Below are 17,405 nucleotides of genomic sequence, written 5' to 3'. Positions count from 1 at the left end.
AGTAAAGCGAACACTTCGTATATGAAATGACTGTTTGATTTATATTTCCAAAACTTATGCACGAAATACCTACACATTTCTCGATATTTATACAGTAAATAACTGAATTACGTTATTACGTTCAACAATATCGTAACAGAAATAATACTGAAAAGAGTTGTAACAAGGGTAATGCTAGATACAAGGTCTGGCTCCGTATCAAACTCAATTGCATACATTGTTGTTGTTGCAGCACTTGGCATTGCTGATACAACAAGTATAACTGCAGCAATTGTTGGATCAACATTCCATAGCCATATAAAAATAAACGCTATAATTGGAGAAATAACCATACGAATCGATAGCGCTGATAAGATAACTTGCCAGTTAAATTTAATTGAAGTAATAGAAGCGAGCTGCATACCTAACATTACCATCATTAATGGTATGGCTGCATCCGATAACATCGACAAGGTTGAATAAGCTGATTCAGGTATTTCCCAGGCAATATTTTGTAGAATAAAGGCGAATACAGCCGCATAAGTTGCAGGAAGTTTTAAAATTTTTATCAGGGCACGTTTATACCCACTTTTATCCCTAGACGCATAATACACACCAAAGGCATTCATAAATAATGTCTGAACAACCATGAAGAAAACTGCATATGGCAAAGCTTCCTCACCAATAGCAAATAGAATTACTGGTACTCCATAGTTGCCTCCATTCATAAATGCAGATGTTAATATGGATGCACTTTCAACGGATTGTGTCCATTTAAATAAATGTTTAAGTATTCGATTCAATACGATCATCATAAACAGTAAAATAAATGCAAATACAAGCAATATCGTATAACTCTCGTTAAATTTTGCTTCATATAATTGCGTGAAAACCAATGATGGCAGAAAAATATACACAGACACGGAGGCAATTGCCTTCACATCAAGTACACGTATCCGCTGCAATATATACCCGGCTGCAAATACTGCAATAATTGGTAATATCACATTAAAGAAAATTCCCATATAAACACTCCATGTTTCATTTATCATATTTAGTTTACCATATCATCTTACCTACACGTGTTAAGGTACTCTTATTATTTTTTCATAATAGTAGATTTACTGTTACGTGCAACAAGTATTGACTCCCTTTTCCATTATCCTAAACGAAGAGTTGACACTTATGTATATATTGTATATATTGTGTATATACAATAATAAAAACAAAGGGGATATGCTATGAACATTCTTATCTCAAGTAATAGCAAGGAACCCCTTTTCCAACAAATCATCGAGCAAGTTAAACAGAATATATTTTCCGGAGAACTAAAGGAGGGTGACGCCCTTCCTTCCATGCGCCAATTAGCGAAAGAGCTTAAGGTTAGTGTCATAACTACCAAGCGTGCCTATGAAGAATTGGAAAAGGAAGGTTATTTGGTCTCTACAGTTGGAAAGGGGACTTTTGTTGCTGGTCAGCAAGCCCACGTACTTAAAGAATGGCAAATTCGAGAATTTGAAAATGAACTGGAACAAATCATTCAAACCGGTCAACGGTTAGGACTGTCCAAAAATGAGTTGATTGAGTTAATAGACATTTATTATGAAGGAGATGAGTAGATGAATACGGTCGAGTTTCATCATGTTACTAAACGAAGAAAAGGCTTTTCAATTGAAGATCTCAACATTACCATTCCACGGGGTTTTATTACTGGCTTTATTGGTCCTAATGGTAGTGGCAAAACAACGACAATCCAAATGATGATGAACCTCTTAAAAATTGATGAGGGTGAAATCAAACTTTTCGGTAATACCCATAAAAATCAACATCTAAAGCAACGGATTGGTTTTGTTTACGATGATTTATTTATGTATGAGGATTTTACCATTAATCATATGAAATCATTTATTGCCCCACTCTATGAAACATGGAATGAGGATCTGTTTCAAAGGTATGTAACCGAATTTGAACTTCCCTTAAAGAAAAAGATTAAAAAGTTCTCTAAGGGGATGAAAATGAAAACTTCATTACTTTTTGCACTAGCTCATGAGCCAGAATTCATTGTCATGGATGAACCAACAGCAGGTTTAGATCCCATTTTTCGTAGAGAACTGTTAGATTTACTCCAGGAATTGATGGTCCGAGAAAATCAAACCATCTTTTTATCGACCCATATTACGACAGATTTGGATCGTCTTGCAGATCACATTATTTTCATTTATAAAGGCAAGATCATGTTTCAAAAGAGTATGGAACAGATAAAAGACAGTTTTTATGTCATTAAAGGCCGATCAGATTTGATTGATACAGACACGAAAGATTTATTTATTGGCATCCAAGAAAACAATCTTGGATTTAGTGCCCTATTTGAAGGCGACCCAGCTATTTTTGACCCAATTGGTAAGGATATCGTAACGGAGAGAGCAACATTAGAAGACATCATGTTTTTTATGACGAGAAAGGAGAGTTCAACAGGTGCTGCCGATTTTGCTGAAGGAATTGAAATTAACTAAGTTTTACATTATATTCTTTTTTATCCTAATTCCCGTTTCTTATGGACTTAACTTTCCAATTCGTACTACATTTGTCTGGATTATTCTAGGTTTTATTATCTTTTCATTTTTTTGCGATGACAAAAATGAGGTGAATCGTTTTCTCACAAGTCTTCCAGTAAAACGAAGGCAAATTGTGTTTGCTAGATATATATACTTCTTGATATTGTCTGCTGGATTTAGCGGATATATTGGTACGATTGATTACTTTGCTTATCAGGGATTACCGTTTCTGGAACGTAATCCGATTTCCTTTTTTGGTGCTTTCGAGTTATTCACGATAACTAGCTTACTTTTAGCGGTCTCTATTCCGATATTTTATTATTTTAGGAATTTCAATAAGGCGATAACTGCCTACTTCATTCTGTTATTTATTGGTGCATTTTCATTTGGTGTTGCCCAGGGAAATCCCTATCTAACCTTTGATGATCAATTAAAACAGAAGATCCATCAACTTATTGACGTACAACCGTATCTCATTTTAACAGTTCTATCATTAGGGAGTCTGTTCATTTCCTATTTATTGTCTACCTGGTTATTTACAAAACGAGATATTTAGAGGTGGTGTAATATAATGGTTAGTTTAGTAAAACGTGATTTTATTGCCCTTAAGAATGCAATTCTAACAGCGTTATGCCTAATTCCAATTGGCTATCTGATCCATTTACCTCCGATCTATACAACGGTGGGGCTCATATTACCGGTACTTATTATAGGCAGCTTTTACGTTGATGACCGTGCAAATATCAATCGATTTACTTTAAGTTTGCCAATAAATAAAGATTTCATTGTAAAGGGTAGGTATTTGCTCTTTTTTACCGTATGGATAGGTATTATTTTCTATCAGGCTATGGTTGGGCAACTAATAGAGACTTTTTCTACGTTACCTAGATACACCTACCATTGGATTGATATTCTAACCGTCATTTGTTTAGGCCTTATAGTCAAAGCGATATTTCTACCAATTTACTATTTTTTTGAGTCATTTACGGTTGCAAGTATAATTTCAGCTATATTATATGGCGTATTGCTTATTAGTTCCTTTACTCCTCTAATTGAAATATTAAGAATGGAGGATCACATTATTTTTAATGACTTAGACCAGGGGATTGTACCATTGGTAGAAAAGTCTATCCCATTTCAGCCATTTTTCGTTTTAGTTATCGTTTCCATTACCATCTACTTGTTGTCATTAAAAATATCTGGGCTGATTTTTTCCAGAAAAGAGTTTTAACGATTTTAGGGCAATTTGACAAATAGTAACATTTGTGAGAAGATAACTTAGTTACTAAAGTAACATCTAAGTGATCTGGCATTCTACAATGTTTTTAAAGATGCTTATTCACACTGGCGCGACTATAGGGTCGCAAGGACGTAAGAGCAGGTAGGGCTTACGTTGCTTAAGTTAGAGGACATCCAGTGGAACATGTACCGCGGTTTGAGAAATTCTAAAGCTCGGAGTTGCGTTATCCGAGATGAAATAATTATAATAGCAGCAGTTATAAGCTTTCCAAAAAGCTATAAAGAAGAATTTCCAATCCTGAAATTTACTCAGGATTATTAAAAATAAAACTTACGTGTTACTTTATATACAAAGGGGTACTCTTTTAGTAAGGGTACCCCTTTTCCAATACAGAACAAAAGCGCAAGCGCCCGTTTAGCGACGTACGAACTGCGCCCATCCATGATGGGTGTATCGATGTTGTCACGCAAAGTGACGGTTTTAATCGATTATTCTTACCGTAGGAGAAGTAATGCTACGTCAGCAAAACATCGCACGCAGAAAAAGTGTATTCCTTTTTCAAGGAGATAAAGGAAACATGCCCCTGCAAAAGGGGTATGTCGACGTTGGCCTCAGGAGGCCGTCTTTAGTCGACCCTCCTTACTCTCGGAGCCGATGTTGACTTATCGTACGGAGGCGAGGGAAGTTGCGCTACAGCTTTAGCGCTGGTCGATGAAAACGCCACGTCCTGTGGCATCATCGACACTAGGACGTCCTGTCCGTCGAAGTTGGACGTGGCTGTTCCTGTATATTGAGCAGATCTCAGCCCAAACTTTACACTTTTTAATACATAAAAAAGGATGATCATAATGCAAACATTACCAATTGGAACAATCCAAACCATGCATGTATCTCGAAAAATAGATACAGGATATGTATTGCAAAAAGATATGCAAGAAGTATTGTTGCATCAGAATGAAACGGAAACGGAGCTAGACATCGAACAAGATGTGGATGTATTTTTGTACCAAGATAAAAAAGGAAACACAATTGCAACAACAAAGCTTCCTTCCATTGTAATGGATACGTATGGCTGGGCAGATGTTGTAGAGGTTATTCCCAACTTAGGTGCTTTTGTTGACATTGGTACCACGAAGCAAATACTTGTTTCAAAGGATGATCTTCCACTTCTTGAACAGGTATGGCCAGCAGAGGGAGACAAGCTATACGTTACGTTAGGGAAAGACCGAAAAGAAAGACTTCTAGCTATTCCCGCTACAGACGGAGTAATTGGAAGAATTTACGAGGTAGCACCGGTAGAATTACTTAATAAAGAGATCACTGGTCGTGTATATCACACCAGTAAGGAAGGCTCTGCTCTTATTACCGAAGAGAATTACCGCGGATTCATCCATCATACGGAACGGAAGGAAGAGCCACGTCTTGGAGAGCTTGTTCAAGGTCGAGTGATTGAGGTAAAAGATGATGGAACATTGAATGTTTCATTAAGGCCGCTCAAGCAACATGGGATGGTTTACGATGCAGAGGAAATCTTAACTCACATTAAAAACAGTGGTGGTGTTATTCCGTTTAGTGATAAAAGTGATCCTGAAGACATTCGTGGCACCTTCAACATTAGTAAAGCTGCATTTAAACGAGCTCTTGGAAAACTAATGAAAGAAGGAAAAATTGAACAACGTGACGGAAATACTTATTTAAAGGAGTAGTATCAATTAAAGGATCGTAAAATGGCAATTTCCATTTTACGATCCTTTTTAAGATTTACTAAGCTACCCTTCTTCTGCTCTTGCATACACATCATTGACTGTCGTTACCATAAAGCTGATTCCAGATGCAAATAGGGTGGCGATTCCCCATCCACCTAGCCCAGCACCCATAATATCCACTTTTCCAACAGCCATTGCTGCTAATAAAAAAACGATTCCACTACCAAATAAAACAAGACAAGGGAAGTAATAAATATAGGTTGCATTGCGTAGTATTTTTATCAAAATAAAACCAAGTAAGATTGCTAATGCTGTTAAAACGGCACCAATTGTAATTACCGATTGAACCAAGCCCATCATCTCACCTCATTCAAAAAATTTTAAATCTTAAATCATTGATTATCAGTCTACAAGTGATTGGACCGAAAGTCAATGAAACTACTTATCTATATATATTACGTCAAAGAGTAATTTTCTTGACAAATAACATATATTTTTGAAATGATTAGAATATTAATAATTAATAGAATGGAGGGGGATACACATATGTAAGCGCTATAGTTGTTCCTCCGCATTATGAAAGAAAGGAGGATTGGCTACTTTTTATCTTATGTAACAAACCTTTTATAAATACCTAGGGAAGGAGATTATTATGAAAAAAGGATTGCTATGGCAAATCCTGGGTGCATTTATTTTAGCTATTATCGTCGGTCTTATATTTGGTGATGGAGCAAGTTATGTTGCACCTTTAGGAGATTTATTCTTACGTCTTATTACCTTTATTATCGTTCCTTTAATCTTGTCAACCATTGTTGTTGGAGTCACTAGTGCAGGGGATGTCAAGAAGTTAGGACGATTAGGCGGAAAAACAATTACGTATTATTTGGCTACTTCCTTTCTCGCCATTTCCATTGGTTTAATAGCAGGATATATATTTTCACCAGGAACAGGTGTTGATGTTTCTGTAAATGAAGAAGCAGTTCCATCGGGAGAGACGGAAAGTGTAGTCGATACAATCTTAAATATCATTCCAACCAATCCAATTGAATCACTAGCAACAGCAAGTGTGTTACAGATTATCTTTTTTGCGATTTTCTTAGGAATTGGGATTAAATTAGCAGGAGAAAAAGCTGCACCAGTTCAGCGTTTCTTTGAAGGATTAGCAGAAGTAATGTACAAAATTACTGGAATGATCATGAAACTTGTCCCAATCGGTGTCTTTGGGTTATTAGCACCTATTGTTGGTGAATATGGAGCAGGGGTGTTATTGCCTCTAATCAAAGTAATCTTAGCATTATTAGTAGCATGTATTGTCCATGTAGCTATTGTCTATTCCTTTGCCGTTAGAACGTTTGGAAAACGTAGCCCTATTCAGTTTTTCAAAGGAATTTTACCGGCTGCAACGGTTGCATTCAGCACATGTAGTAGTGCTGGTACATTACCCGTTACAATGAAAAACACACAAGAGAACTTGAAAGTATCTAAAGAAACAAGCAGCTTTGTTCTCCCACTTGGTGCAACCATTAATATGGATGGAACAGCATTATACCAAGGTATTGCGGTTGTATTTATTGCACAATATTTCGGGGAGTCTTTATCATTTGCGCAAATACTTACGGTTGCTTTAATCGCAACATTGGCTTCAATTGGAACAGCTGGTGTTCCAGGAGCTGGCATGGTTATGTTAACGATGGTATTAACTGCAGTTAATCTACCACTAGAAGGTGTTGCATTAATCGCTGGTATTGACCGTGTCCTCGATATGATGCGTACATCCGTAAACGTAATGGGGGATGCAACTGCAAGTGTAGTTGTTGATTCTTCTGAAGAAAAACGAGAAGCAGAAGCTGCTTAAAAAATGGTCCGATACCAATTGGTGTCGGACCATTTTTTCATATTATTTGACTAATGACATTTAGAAAATTTGAATGTAGTGCAAAGTAGGTTTGTTTGACCCTAAAGCTAGACATCGAACGATAAGGATCCCCTTGATCATTCAGAAACGACTCCATGTTCTGATTGGTCTTTCTATCTTGATATACATCAAAATAGATTTCGGACATTTCCTGTACCCATTCCGCATGGTTTTGATAGATATCATTTAAAAATTCTTCCTTCGCAAAACGATTAGGTATACGACCAGTTTCTGTCCATTCTTTTAATCTGCTAGCTACTTGTTCCGGTGTAAAATCCAGTTCCAGCTGATCGATTGTTTGCATTACTAAATCCCGAAACCACATTTCTTCATTTAAATCCTCTTCCCCCATAATAGAGAGTAGCTGTTTCTTATAATCTAGCGGTTTCTTTTCCACCTTTTTGCTTCCAAAAAGCTTCTGAAAAACACCCATTTCAAACTTCTCCCCATTCCGTCATGCATCAATTATTTTTACCCTTCCTACCTGATTATCCGCTAATCGAACTTTAATTCCATGTGGATGGTATTCTGAATTAGTAAGTATATCCTTAACAATTCCATGTGTTGTTTTGCCCGTTTTTTGATCTTTTTTTAATACAATCTCCACTGCAATACCAGCTGTTATGTTTTTTCGATATCTGCCATCCATTATTACTTTTCTCCTTTGTTGAAAGTTGTTACTTTCTTTTTCCTAGTAACGGTTCACTTACACCTTCTACACCTACTAATCCGATTAGGGTTAGAAAATTCTTCTGCACACCTTTAGAAGCACCCCTCGGATCATACCATTCCTCTAGCGTATGTGCGGAGCCTGCTTCTCCTCCTAAGCCAATGGTTATCGAAGGGATTCCTAGGCTCATCGGGTGATTGGCATCGGTGCTAACCGCTTCAGCCAATGATGGTGTACCAACAACCTGTTCAATTGCACCATATGCAGCTTTCACAATTTCTGCATCTGCTGGCTGACTAGCTGGAGGACGATTCCCAAACTTATCAATTTCAACGGTCAGTGCGTCACTATTCCATCGACGGTTCTCAGCTTTAACGGCATCATGAATCAACTTTAAAAAATTCTCATCAAGTTGCTTTAATGCTTCAGGATCATTGGAGCGTAAATCAACGGTCATTCCAGCTTCGGCAGCGATCGCATTGACCGATGTTCCACCCCAAACCTCTCCAACAGTGAATGTTGTTTTTGGATCTACTGATGTCTCCAGATCTGCAATAGATGCAATGGCTCTCCCAAGGGCATGGGTTGCACTAGGAATTCCAAAGGCACCAAAACTGTGCCCACCATCTCCATGAAATGTAATACGATACCGATAACTTCCCGTTCCTAAATAAACAATACTGTTTGCCCCTGGACCATCAATGGAAATAAATCCGTCGATATCATTGTGCTCAGCAAAAAACGCCTTTACACCACGTAAGTCACCAGCTCCCTCCTCTCCTACTGTTCCTCCAAACACAATGTCACCTATTGTAGGAATATCGAAATGATTGATCGTGCGAAGAACGGCAAGTAGTTCAGCTAACCCTCTTGTATCGTCACTTATTCCGGGAGCGTATAGAATGCCGTCCTGTTCATTGACCGAAACATCTGTCCCTTCAGGAAACACGGTATCAATATGGGCAGAGATAAATATCTTTGGTCCGTCTCCGTTTCCAGGTCTGATTCCATAAACATTTCCTTCCTCATCCATCCTTACTTCTTGAAGTCCTAATTTTCCGAGTCGTTCTTTCATGTTTTTCGCACGTGTCTCTTCTTTAAAAGGTGGTGCTGGAATTTCTGTGATTTCTATCTGCTCCTCCACCGTACGTTGATGGTCTGATTCGATAAATTCCATGGCCTCTTGAACCATTTTATTATCCATTAATGCTTCATATGTACTTCTAACCGCTTGTAAATCTGCTTTCATTTCCTTACTCATCGAATACCTCCTACTAGTTTTTTTTCACATAGTTTGGTGCGTATTTTATATATGTTGCGATGTAACTTTATATTGGAGATTGCTACTACTTTACCTATTAGCGGTATAAAACCGTTACGGAAAAATACTTCGCTTTCCGCGGATTGGCTGAGCCAATATACAAAGGAATGAGGAACCACTCCGTCATTGATGTGGATCGTGGTTCCGCTAAATCACAAAAACACCGCCCATACTAGATCTATGAGGATCCTCGTTCCTCTATTAGCCATAAATCAGTGTGAATTTTACATAAATTAGGTGAATAGAGGAATAAGGAACCATAACCATACTCCAAATGAATGATATCGGCCATTTAGCGGAATGAGGAACCACTCCGTCATTGATGTGGATCGTGGTTCCGCTAAATGACAAAAACATCGCCCATACTAGATCTATGAGGATCCTCGTTCCTCTATTAGCCATAGATCAGTGTGAAATTTACTTAAATTAGGTGAATAGAGGAATGAGGAACCATAACCATACTCCAAATGAATGATATCGGCCATTTAGCGGAATGAGGTTCCACTCCGTCATCGCTGAGGTTCGTGGTTCCGCTATTTGGACCCAATAACGGTTAGATGAATGCTACTTCCCCCATTGGCGGATTAAGTATTCCACCATCAACTTCAATATTAAATACATTTTTACGTCGTATAATTCATCAACTCTGACGTAATCCTCGTGCTCATTTCTTTTGTATTTCAAAAATATCATCTAATTTCTCTGCTAGATAGGTATGACTATCCTCCACACCTTGATTGTAGAACACTGGTGCCAGCTTTTCCATGAAAAATTCTAGCAATAGCATTGCCGCTAGATTCCCTAGCTCTTCATTTCGCTCTGTTTGAAAATAATGCTGGATTTGTTCAATCATTTCCTCTTTTTGTTGCTTTGTAAGCTCAAAACCCTTCATTATACCGTCCCCATTTCTATGTCAATTATCTTCATTATAACAATATCTACGGATTAGAAGAAATGAAGTTATAGGAGAAACTACGATACTACCTGCCGAAAAAATACAAATATTAATACTTTTGGAAAGGAATTTCGCTTTTAATGTCGTATACTAAGAGTATAAAAGGGGGATACATATGCTTAAATTTGAAGATTACCGCTATGAACAACCAAATTTAGAAGAAGAAAAAGCAGCCTTTCGTGAGTTGCTAGAAAACTTCTCCAATGCAAAGACCGTGGAAGCTCAAAACGAAGCCATTGAAAAAATCAATGCGTTTCGTAATCGCATTTCAACGCTGTTTAATCTTGTTTATATACGTGCATCTATTGATACTAATGATGAATTCTATCAAAAAGAGCGCGACTTCTGGGATGAAAAAAGCCCAGAGCTACAGGAGCTTTACACTGATTTTTACAAACTGCTGATAAAAACTCCATTCCGCAATGAATTAGAACAAAAATGGGGATCGCAATTATTTGATTTGGCAGATTATCAAATCAAATCATTTTCTCCAGAGGTTATACAGTTATTACAAAAGGAAAATAAGCTTTCTTCTGACTACTCAAAACTTGTTGCATCTGCTGAGGTTGAATTCCAAGGTGAATCTTATACATTAGCACAGCTTGGACCGTTCACACAAGACAAAGACCGAGAAGTACGGAAAAAAGCAATTCAAGCAAGTGCTGGATTTTTTGAAGAGAATGCCGCTAAATTTGATGATATTTATGATCAATTAGTAAAGGTTCGCCATGAAATAGCAACGAAGCTTGGTTATAAAAACTTCGTGGAGCTTGGCTATCTTCGTATGCAACGGATTGATTACAATGCTGATATGGTTGATGTTTTCCGTAAACAAGTTCGTGATTACATCGTACCACTTGTTTCGAAGCTATATAAGAAACAAGCAGAACGTATTGGTGTTGATTCCTTAAAATTTTTCGACGAGCGATTTGAGTTCAAAAGTGGAAACCCAACTCCAAAAGGGTCCCCAGAATGGATCATTGAAAACGGGCAGAAAATGTACGAGGAACTTTCCGAAGAAACCAATGAATTCTTCCATTTCATGTTAGATCGTAATCTAATGGATCTAGAAGCGAAAAAAGGAAAAGAAGCTGGCGGATATTGTACATTCATTGAGGACTATGAATCACCATTTATTTTCGCTAATTTTAATGGTACTTCTGGCGATGTTGACGTACTAACACATGAAGCAGGACATGCATTCCAAGCATATTCCAGTAGAAATATTGGGATTCCAGAGTACGTGTTCCCAACTCATGAGTCAGCAGAGATTCATTCCATGAGTATGGAATTTTTCACGTGGCCGTGGATGGAGCTATTCTTCAAAGAAGATACCGATAAATACAAGTACACCCATTTAGCTAGTGGATTGCAATTTCTACCTTATGGGGTAGCTGTTGATGAGTTCCAGCACTTAGTATACGAAAATCCAGAGTGGACACCAGAACAACGAAAAGAAGCATGGAAAAAGCTAGAGGAAACTTACTTGCCACATCGTGATTATGAAGAGATTCCTTACTGGCAATCCGGAGCAGTGTGGCAGCGCCAAGGGCATATATACGAAGTGCCATTCTATTACATTGATTACACATTAGCTCAAATTTGTGCCTTCCAATTTTGGAAACGATCTCGCGAAAATCGTGAAGATGCATGGAATGACTACCTGAATCTATGTAAGCTAGGTGGTTCGAAGCCATTCCTAGGACTCGTAGAAGCAGCTAATCTACAATCACCATTTAAAGAAGGTACAGTTGAATCCGTCGTATCCGAAATTGAAAAATGGCTTGAATCTGTGGATGATAAAGCATTGTAAAAAACAGAGCGACGAAAAATAGAATAAACATACGAAACTAAGAGACCAAGTCATATATGATTTGGTCTCTTGGTTTTATAGATAAACTTTTATTGGATAAGAACAATTAAATTAGCATTCAAAACGCAAATCAAGGACGCTTAGCTTACCACTTAAACATTACCAAATTAATCATAGGGAGTAGGAGGATTGGAATGAAGAAACGTACTGTAGGAATCTTACTATTTAATGAAGTAGAAGTATTAGATTTTTCTGGACCATTTGAAGTTTTTTCTCTGGCTACTTTGCCTAATTCTAATATTAACCCATTTGTAGTTAAAACCGTTTCTGAAGATGGTAATATGATTTCAGCGAGAAATGGACTAAAAGTTACTCCAGACTATAGTTTTGAAAATCATCCCAAATTCGATATTGTGATTGTGCCAGGAGGATATGGGGCAGAAAAAATTGAAATCAATAATCCAAAAGTTGTCAAATGGATAGTTCAACAACAATCAGAGGTAGAAATGATGACTTCTGTTTGTACAGGGGCACTTCTCCTTGCTAAATCGGGAATCTTAGATAGAAAAAGAGCAACTACGCATTGGATGGACATTGATGACTTAGAAAAGGAGTTTCCTTTAATATCGGTACAGCGTAACGCAAAATTCGTTGATGAGGGGTCAATCATTACTTCTGGTGGTATATCAGCAGGTATAAATATGTCTTTTCATATAATTTCTCGTCTGTATGGAAAAACAGTTGCAAAAGAGTTAGCAAAGAGGATGGAATACGATATAGACATATAATATAATTTCAGAAAGAGCCAAAAATGAAATAAGGAAGCCCTCATTCATCTAACAACCAAGGATTACGGATTGATTCCATTCCTCCCAACTCGGCTTCCAATTATGGTAAACTGTCCATAATTGGAAGCAGTGGTAGGAGTATCCCCACGGATAGTTCAATCCCACTTCAGTCCTACGTTTTTCTGAACTCCCTAAGGTGGAAAGATACACACAATAAATAATCACAAAGGAGCAAACAATGATATACAAAATACTCTTCTTAGATATTGATGGAACAATACTTAAACCAGATCATACGTATACGGATTTAACTAAGGATGCGATTGCTCAGGTAAAGGAACAAGGAATCGAAGTTTTTCTTGCCACTGGAAGACCGCTACATGAAATTCGAGATCTTGCTCATGAGCTAGGAGTAGAATCCTTTATTGGCTATAACGGGGCTTATGCAGTATATCAAAATGAAACGATACTTGATGAACCGATGAACAAAGCGACTATTGATGCGTTTTTAGCAACAGCTGAGGAAAAGGGACATGAACTCGTTATGTACACAAACAAGAAAAACTATTTCACTTCATTAGAGCGTCCTTCGATTGATAAGTTCCTAGAAACATTCCATCTTCAGCATAATCAAGTAATCGATCCAGCTGTAACGGATCAAATATTAGGGGTAACACTTATAAATGTACCATCTGAAGAAGCGTCATATTATGATATAGAGGAAGATATTCACCTTTCCCCCGTCAATGTTCATGGAATTGAAAATTGCTTTGATGTGATCCGTAAAACGGTCAATAAAGGAGAAGCAGTAAAGGGTGTGTTAAACCGGTTAGATCTACCGAAGGAATCTGCTATTGCTTTTGGAGATGGAATGAATGATAAAGAAATGCTTCAATGCGTCGGAGCAGGGTTTGCGATGGGAAATGCTCACCCAGACCTCGTTCAATACGCCAACTATCAAACCACAACGGTTTCGGAATCTGGTGTATATCAAGGACTAAAGGAGCTAGGATTGGTAAAATAATGAAAGCAGAACCACCCAGTGAGTTAGAGACTCTCTCGGTGGTCTCTTTTTAATACGAATCATTTAATCCCTTTCCATTGAGAATCTGCTGCATATACTTTTCAATCCTGGATTCCCGCGTTTTAGACTGTTTGGCTTTTGAAAAATAAATGATATATGCTCTTTGTCTTCCTGGTGTTAGTGCTTCAAAAGCAGTTTTTAATTCTGGTTTTTTATCAAATTTATTCTGAAGCTCTTCAGGAATAGCTAATTCTTTATTCTTTTGGAGATTCACTTTCGCCCCATTTTTTTCAGCTTCAATCGCTTCGTTAATATAAGCCTTTATAACAGGCTCCAATTCATCCAGTTCTCGCACATTTGTAAATCGAATCTGTCGCTGTGCTTGTGAATGCTCACCAGGTCTGATTAGTACGCCCTCAGCATCGGTTAACAAGACACCCTTGAAAAACATAAGCGCACAATATTCTTTAAATCCTTGTATGATAACGATGTTATTATTTTCAAACGTATAACAAGGTTTACGCCACTTCAATTCCTCCGTCAGCCCACAATCCAGAATGATCGTCCTCAATCTTTCCATCTCTGCCTGCCATTTACTTGCTTCACTTAAATACGCATCCACCTCGGGATTTGTTTTACTAATTGTCATTGGAACACCACCATCTATTTTTTATCATTAATGACATTGTACCAAACTATTAGATTACTGTTTTTCCAACATTAATTCATCTTTTCCATTTTTAAAACGTTGATCTTAGCAGGATTAGATTCTAAGATTGTTCCATTATGCCATACGTTAATTTTTTGACCGCTTTGAAATTTCGTAAATGTAAATGGTATCTTATCTAACACATAAACATCATGATAACTCCAAGTTAATGCATTAGCTTCTAATTCATTTGCATAATCTGCATCAAAGTCTTCATCTTGAATAAGATAATTTGTCTCATTTTTTGTAATGAGGTATCCTTCTAATGTCATAGCATCGCTTACTCTTAGCAAGTTGATGACATCCGGCAAAATCGCGAGAATAAAAAGCAATGATATAAGTATAATTAACTTTTTCAGAATGAACCCCCTCCTTCTAATTAGAGGACGGTAGCTTCGTTCGTAATGTTTCAAGATCAAGTCGTTTATCACTCTTAAGGGTCTTCTCCTCCCAAACTAGACAAGTGAAGTTACCTTCCCTTTCAAGTGCTACATTAATTAGCCCCGACTATTAGCAGAAATATTGGCTTCTTTTGTAAAGTTCACACAAGCCCATTCACCCTCACGCGTAAACACCTCATGTACAACATCCCGATTTGTTGGGGGTTCATCGATCCATTTTAGTAGCGTTTGAATAATAGATTCTTTAGCCGGAAAGTAGTGAATAAAGACTTCTGATTGTTCATGGAGTCGTGTTGTCCAAATCTGAGAACGTGCCATTACCATGGAATAGTATGTTCGAATGAGTTTACGAGCGAACCCTTGTGAAAATGTTTTAAATTCATCCGTAGAGTCCGTGTCCAACCTTTTTAATGCCCGATTAAGAGACTCACAAATATCACCATTGAAGCTAGTAGCTATGTCAGATGTAAGTTTATAGGGGCCAAATTGTTTTCCTAAATCCTCTCCATACACACAAACACAGAGTTCCTTAAGAAAGGCATTTTCATAATAATTTGCGGGATCAACCGTTTCTCCGTAATACACGGTAGCTATACCTACATCACGAACCAACGTCCGATACTTATGAGACAGTTCTCTAGTAAGCTTCTTTAACGCAGCCGTATGAACAGAACTTAGCTTGGTATGAAACAAAGCAATCAGGTCTAAATCTGATTTCAACAAAACTGCTTCCCCTCTGGCTACACTTCCGTACAAATAAACACTGTGCAATTGTTTGGTAAACAAATTTTGAAGCGCCTCGATAGATTCTTGAATGCAAGACAGATAGACAGGATCAATCTTATCCTTGCTTACATCACTTACAATATATCCATTCGCGTCTAACCCATGACCAGCTTGTAAAACCATCTTCTCCATCTCCTCCCTTTCTCGCGCTTCTGTTTTTTCTAATTATATTGCCTAGTGGAAAACTCTGCATCAGACATTACTCCCATAAGTAAAGACTAGTACCTATCTTCTTCATTTATTCCAATGAATTAGTAATACGAATTCATACAATATCAATTACGACAAGAGTTGTATTTCTCATATAAAATAAGCAGCCCATTCTTGGACTGCTTATTACTATGTTATTTTGTTTTGCACTTAGATGATCGGTTTTCCAGCGTATTTTTAAAGGAAGAGCCAAACTCCCTCCGTTTCAAAATTTCTATAAAAGAAATCCACCGTAAACAAATGCGCCGACAATTACAAATGCAGGATGTACTTTAACCCGTTCAATTAATACATAACTTGCTACAACGAGAATAATTGTATGAATGATCCCAATTCCATCGTAGGATTCAAAGAAGAACCTCCATGCCATTAGTCCAAGTAAAATAGCAATAACCGGGCGCACGTACATAGTTAGACGCTTCACTTTTGGCGAGTCTTTATATTTATATAACACACCTAGTAATGCGATCATGATGATTAAAGATGGGGCTACAGTTGCAAACACACCAACCACAGCACCGAAAATCCCACCAACTTCATAACCGATGTAGCCAGCCATTTTGGTTGCAATCGGTCCAGGCAAGGAGTTGGCTAGTGCTAAGACTTCACTAAACTCCTGAACGGACATCCATTCATACCGTTTCACGACTTCATTTTCAACTAATGGAATCGAGGCAGGCCCTCCACCATAACCGAGAATTCCCGGAATAAAAAATGCTAAAAATATTTTCCAATAAAGTATCATGATCGACTACCTTCCTTACGTGTTTCCTCCGTCTTATCCCTTTGTACTAATGCCAGCACAATAAGGACACCAATAATAATACCAGGATGAACATTTAAAAATTGTAGCAAAGCAAAAACGACAACGACCATTATTCCAGTCTGCAACCACCCCATGCCTTTGACTGCTTTATGGAAAAATTGCCATGTTAACACTGCCAGCATAACTCCCACAACTGGAACTACTGCTGCCGTCATTCCTTTTACCCAATCAAAATCTTTAAATGCCGAAAGAGAAGTTAAGAACACGATCATTAATACAATTGTCGGTAGAATTGATGCAAGTACCGCGTTTAACATGCCCATGACACCGGAAACGCGAAAACCAATATATCCTGCAAGTTTGGTTGCAATTGGACCTGGCAACGTGTTACCTAGTGCAAGCACATCACCAAACTCCTCATCACTCATCCATTTATAATTATCTACAACTTCCTTATGAATCAACGGGATTGACCCTGGACCACCACCGTAGCCCAGCATCCCTACTCGAAAAAATGCGATAAAAATATTCCAATGCTTTTTCATTTTAAACAAACCTTCATTCTAA

20 protein-coding genes are annotated in these 17,405 nt (G+C 37.7%); 9 read left to right on the top strand and 11 right to left on the bottom strand.

The window, feature by feature from the left end; all coding sequences use genetic code 11:
• Positions 1-107: 107 nt before the first annotated feature.
• Complete coding sequence (locus BMX40_RS15125; RefSeq protein WP_090871420.1) at positions 108-1,004, bottom strand: AEC family transporter; 897 nt, start codon at positions 1,002-1,004, stop codon at positions 108-110.
• A gap of 216 nt (positions 1,005-1,220) precedes the next feature.
• Between BMX40_RS15125 and BMX40_RS15120 the strand changes: the two genes are divergently transcribed.
• From BMX40_RS15120 to BMX40_RS15100, 5 genes are all read left to right on the top strand, one after another.
• A complete protein-coding gene (locus BMX40_RS15120; protein ID WP_090871418.1) occupies positions 1,221-1,598 on the top strand; it encodes a GntR family transcriptional regulator in 378 nt (125 codons plus the stop codon).
• On the top strand, positions 1,599-2,492 hold the full coding sequence (locus BMX40_RS15115) for an ABC transporter ATP-binding protein (protein WP_090871416.1): 894 nt from the start codon (positions 1,599-1,601) through the stop codon (positions 2,490-2,492). It begins immediately after the preceding gene.
• Positions 2,479-3,090: an ABC-2 transporter permease gene (locus tag BMX40_RS15110; protein ID WP_170840817.1), complete on the top strand. Its 612-nt coding sequence runs from the start codon at positions 2,479-2,481 to the stop codon at positions 3,088-3,090. The genes BMX40_RS15115 and BMX40_RS15110 overlap by 14 nt, the downstream gene beginning before the upstream one ends.
• A 15-nt stretch (positions 3,091-3,105) precedes the next feature.
• The gene (locus tag BMX40_RS15105; protein WP_090871412.1) at positions 3,106-3,765 is read left to right on the top strand and encodes an ABC-2 transporter permease; all 660 of its coding nucleotides are present in this window, start codon (positions 3,106-3,108) and stop codon (positions 3,763-3,765) included.
• Positions 3,766-4,622: 857 nt separating this feature from the next.
• On the top strand, positions 4,623-5,480 hold the full coding sequence (locus BMX40_RS15100; RefSeq protein ID WP_090871410.1) for a CvfB family protein: 858 nt from the start codon (positions 4,623-4,625) through the stop codon (positions 5,478-5,480).
• A 63-nt stretch (positions 5,481-5,543) separates the two neighbouring features.
• Here BMX40_RS15100 and BMX40_RS15095 read toward each other — a convergent pair whose 3' ends face one another.
• Entirely contained in the window at positions 5,544-5,837 is a 294-nt protein-coding gene (locus BMX40_RS15095) for a hypothetical protein (RefSeq protein WP_090871408.1), read from the bottom strand.
• Between the two features lie 295 nt (positions 5,838-6,132).
• Here BMX40_RS15095 and BMX40_RS15090 point away from each other — a divergent pair, with 295 nt between their 5' ends.
• Positions 6,133-7,335 carry a dicarboxylate/amino acid:cation symporter gene (locus BMX40_RS15090; protein ID WP_090871406.1) on the top strand — a complete coding sequence of 401 codons (1,203 nt, stop codon included), beginning with the start codon at positions 6,133-6,135 and terminating at the stop codon, positions 7,333-7,335.
• A gap of 37 nt (positions 7,336-7,372) precedes the next feature.
• Here the strand turns inward: BMX40_RS15090 and BMX40_RS15085 are convergent, their stop codons facing one another.
• The 4 genes from BMX40_RS15085 to BMX40_RS15070 form a co-directional block, all read right to left on the bottom strand.
• The gene (locus BMX40_RS15085) at positions 7,373-7,828 is read right to left on the bottom strand and encodes a hypothetical protein (protein WP_090871404.1); all 456 of its coding nucleotides are present in this window, start codon (positions 7,826-7,828) and stop codon (positions 7,373-7,375) included.
• Between the two features lie 21 nt (positions 7,829-7,849).
• Complete coding sequence (locus tag BMX40_RS15080; protein WP_090871402.1) at positions 7,850-8,044, bottom strand: YwbE family protein; 195 nt, start codon at positions 8,042-8,044, stop codon at positions 7,850-7,852.
• A gap of 28 nt (positions 8,045-8,072) precedes the next feature.
• Positions 8,073-9,326, bottom strand: a complete 1,254-nt coding sequence (locus BMX40_RS15075; RefSeq protein ID WP_244513594.1) for a M20/M25/M40 family metallo-hydrolase — start codon at positions 9,324-9,326, stop codon at positions 8,073-8,075.
• A 724-nt stretch (positions 9,327-10,050) separates the two neighbouring features.
• On the bottom strand, positions 10,051-10,278 hold the full coding sequence (locus tag BMX40_RS15070) for a DUF2164 domain-containing protein (RefSeq protein ID WP_090871400.1): 228 nt from the start codon (positions 10,276-10,278) through the stop codon (positions 10,051-10,053).
• Between the two features lie 178 nt (positions 10,279-10,456).
• Here BMX40_RS15070 and BMX40_RS15065 point away from each other — a divergent pair, with 178 nt between their 5' ends.
• The 3 genes from BMX40_RS15065 (at position 10,457) to BMX40_RS15055 (ending at position 13,966) form a co-directional block, all read left to right on the top strand.
• On the top strand, positions 10,457-12,154 hold the full coding sequence (locus BMX40_RS15065; protein ID WP_090871398.1) for a M3 family oligoendopeptidase: 1,698 nt from the start codon (positions 10,457-10,459) through the stop codon (positions 12,152-12,154).
• 194 nt (positions 12,155-12,348) lie between these two features.
• Entirely contained in the window at positions 12,349-12,942 is a 594-nt protein-coding gene (locus tag BMX40_RS15060; protein ID WP_090871396.1) for a DJ-1/PfpI family protein, read from the top strand.
• Between the two features lie 238 nt (positions 12,943-13,180).
• A complete protein-coding gene (locus BMX40_RS15055; protein WP_090871394.1) occupies positions 13,181-13,966 on the top strand; it encodes an HAD family hydrolase in 786 nt (261 codons plus the stop codon).
• A gap of 49 nt (positions 13,967-14,015) precedes the next feature.
• On the opposite strand, the gene BMX40_RS15050 is transcribed toward BMX40_RS15055, so the two are convergent.
• The 5 genes from BMX40_RS15050 to BMX40_RS15030 all read right to left on the bottom strand — a co-directional run bounded on the left by BMX40_RS15050 (position 14,016) and on the right by BMX40_RS15030 (position 17,383).
• The gene (locus BMX40_RS15050; protein ID WP_090871392.1) at positions 14,016-14,615 is read right to left on the bottom strand and encodes a YdeI/OmpD-associated family protein; all 600 of its coding nucleotides are present in this window, start codon (positions 14,613-14,615) and stop codon (positions 14,016-14,018) included.
• A gap of 71 nt (positions 14,616-14,686) precedes the next feature.
• Positions 14,687-15,007 (bottom strand): DUF3221 domain-containing protein, encoded by a 321-nt coding sequence (locus BMX40_RS15045; RefSeq protein ID WP_090871390.1) that lies wholly within the window; start codon positions 15,005-15,007, stop codon positions 14,687-14,689.
• Between the two features lie 165 nt (positions 15,008-15,172).
• Entirely contained in the window at positions 15,173-15,994 is an 822-nt protein-coding gene (locus tag BMX40_RS15040; RefSeq protein WP_090871388.1) for a nucleotidyltransferase domain-containing protein, read from the bottom strand.
• A gap of 292 nt (positions 15,995-16,286) precedes the next feature.
• Positions 16,287-16,814 carry a chromate transporter gene (locus BMX40_RS15035; RefSeq protein ID WP_090871461.1) on the bottom strand — a complete coding sequence of 176 codons (528 nt, stop codon included), beginning with the start codon at positions 16,812-16,814 and terminating at the stop codon, positions 16,287-16,289.
• The gene (locus BMX40_RS15030) at positions 16,814-17,383 is read right to left on the bottom strand and encodes a chromate transporter (protein ID WP_090871386.1); all 570 of its coding nucleotides are present in this window, start codon (positions 17,381-17,383) and stop codon (positions 16,814-16,816) included. The genes BMX40_RS15035 and BMX40_RS15030 overlap by 1 nt, the downstream gene beginning before the upstream one ends.
• Between the last annotated feature and the right edge of the window lie 22 nt (positions 17,384-17,405).

The organism is Oceanobacillus limi (assembly GCF_900111445.1).
Lineage (GTDB): Bacteria > Bacillota > Bacilli > Bacillales > Amphibacillaceae > Ornithinibacillus > Ornithinibacillus limi.
This window is presented reverse-complemented; position numbering and strand designations above follow the sequence as displayed.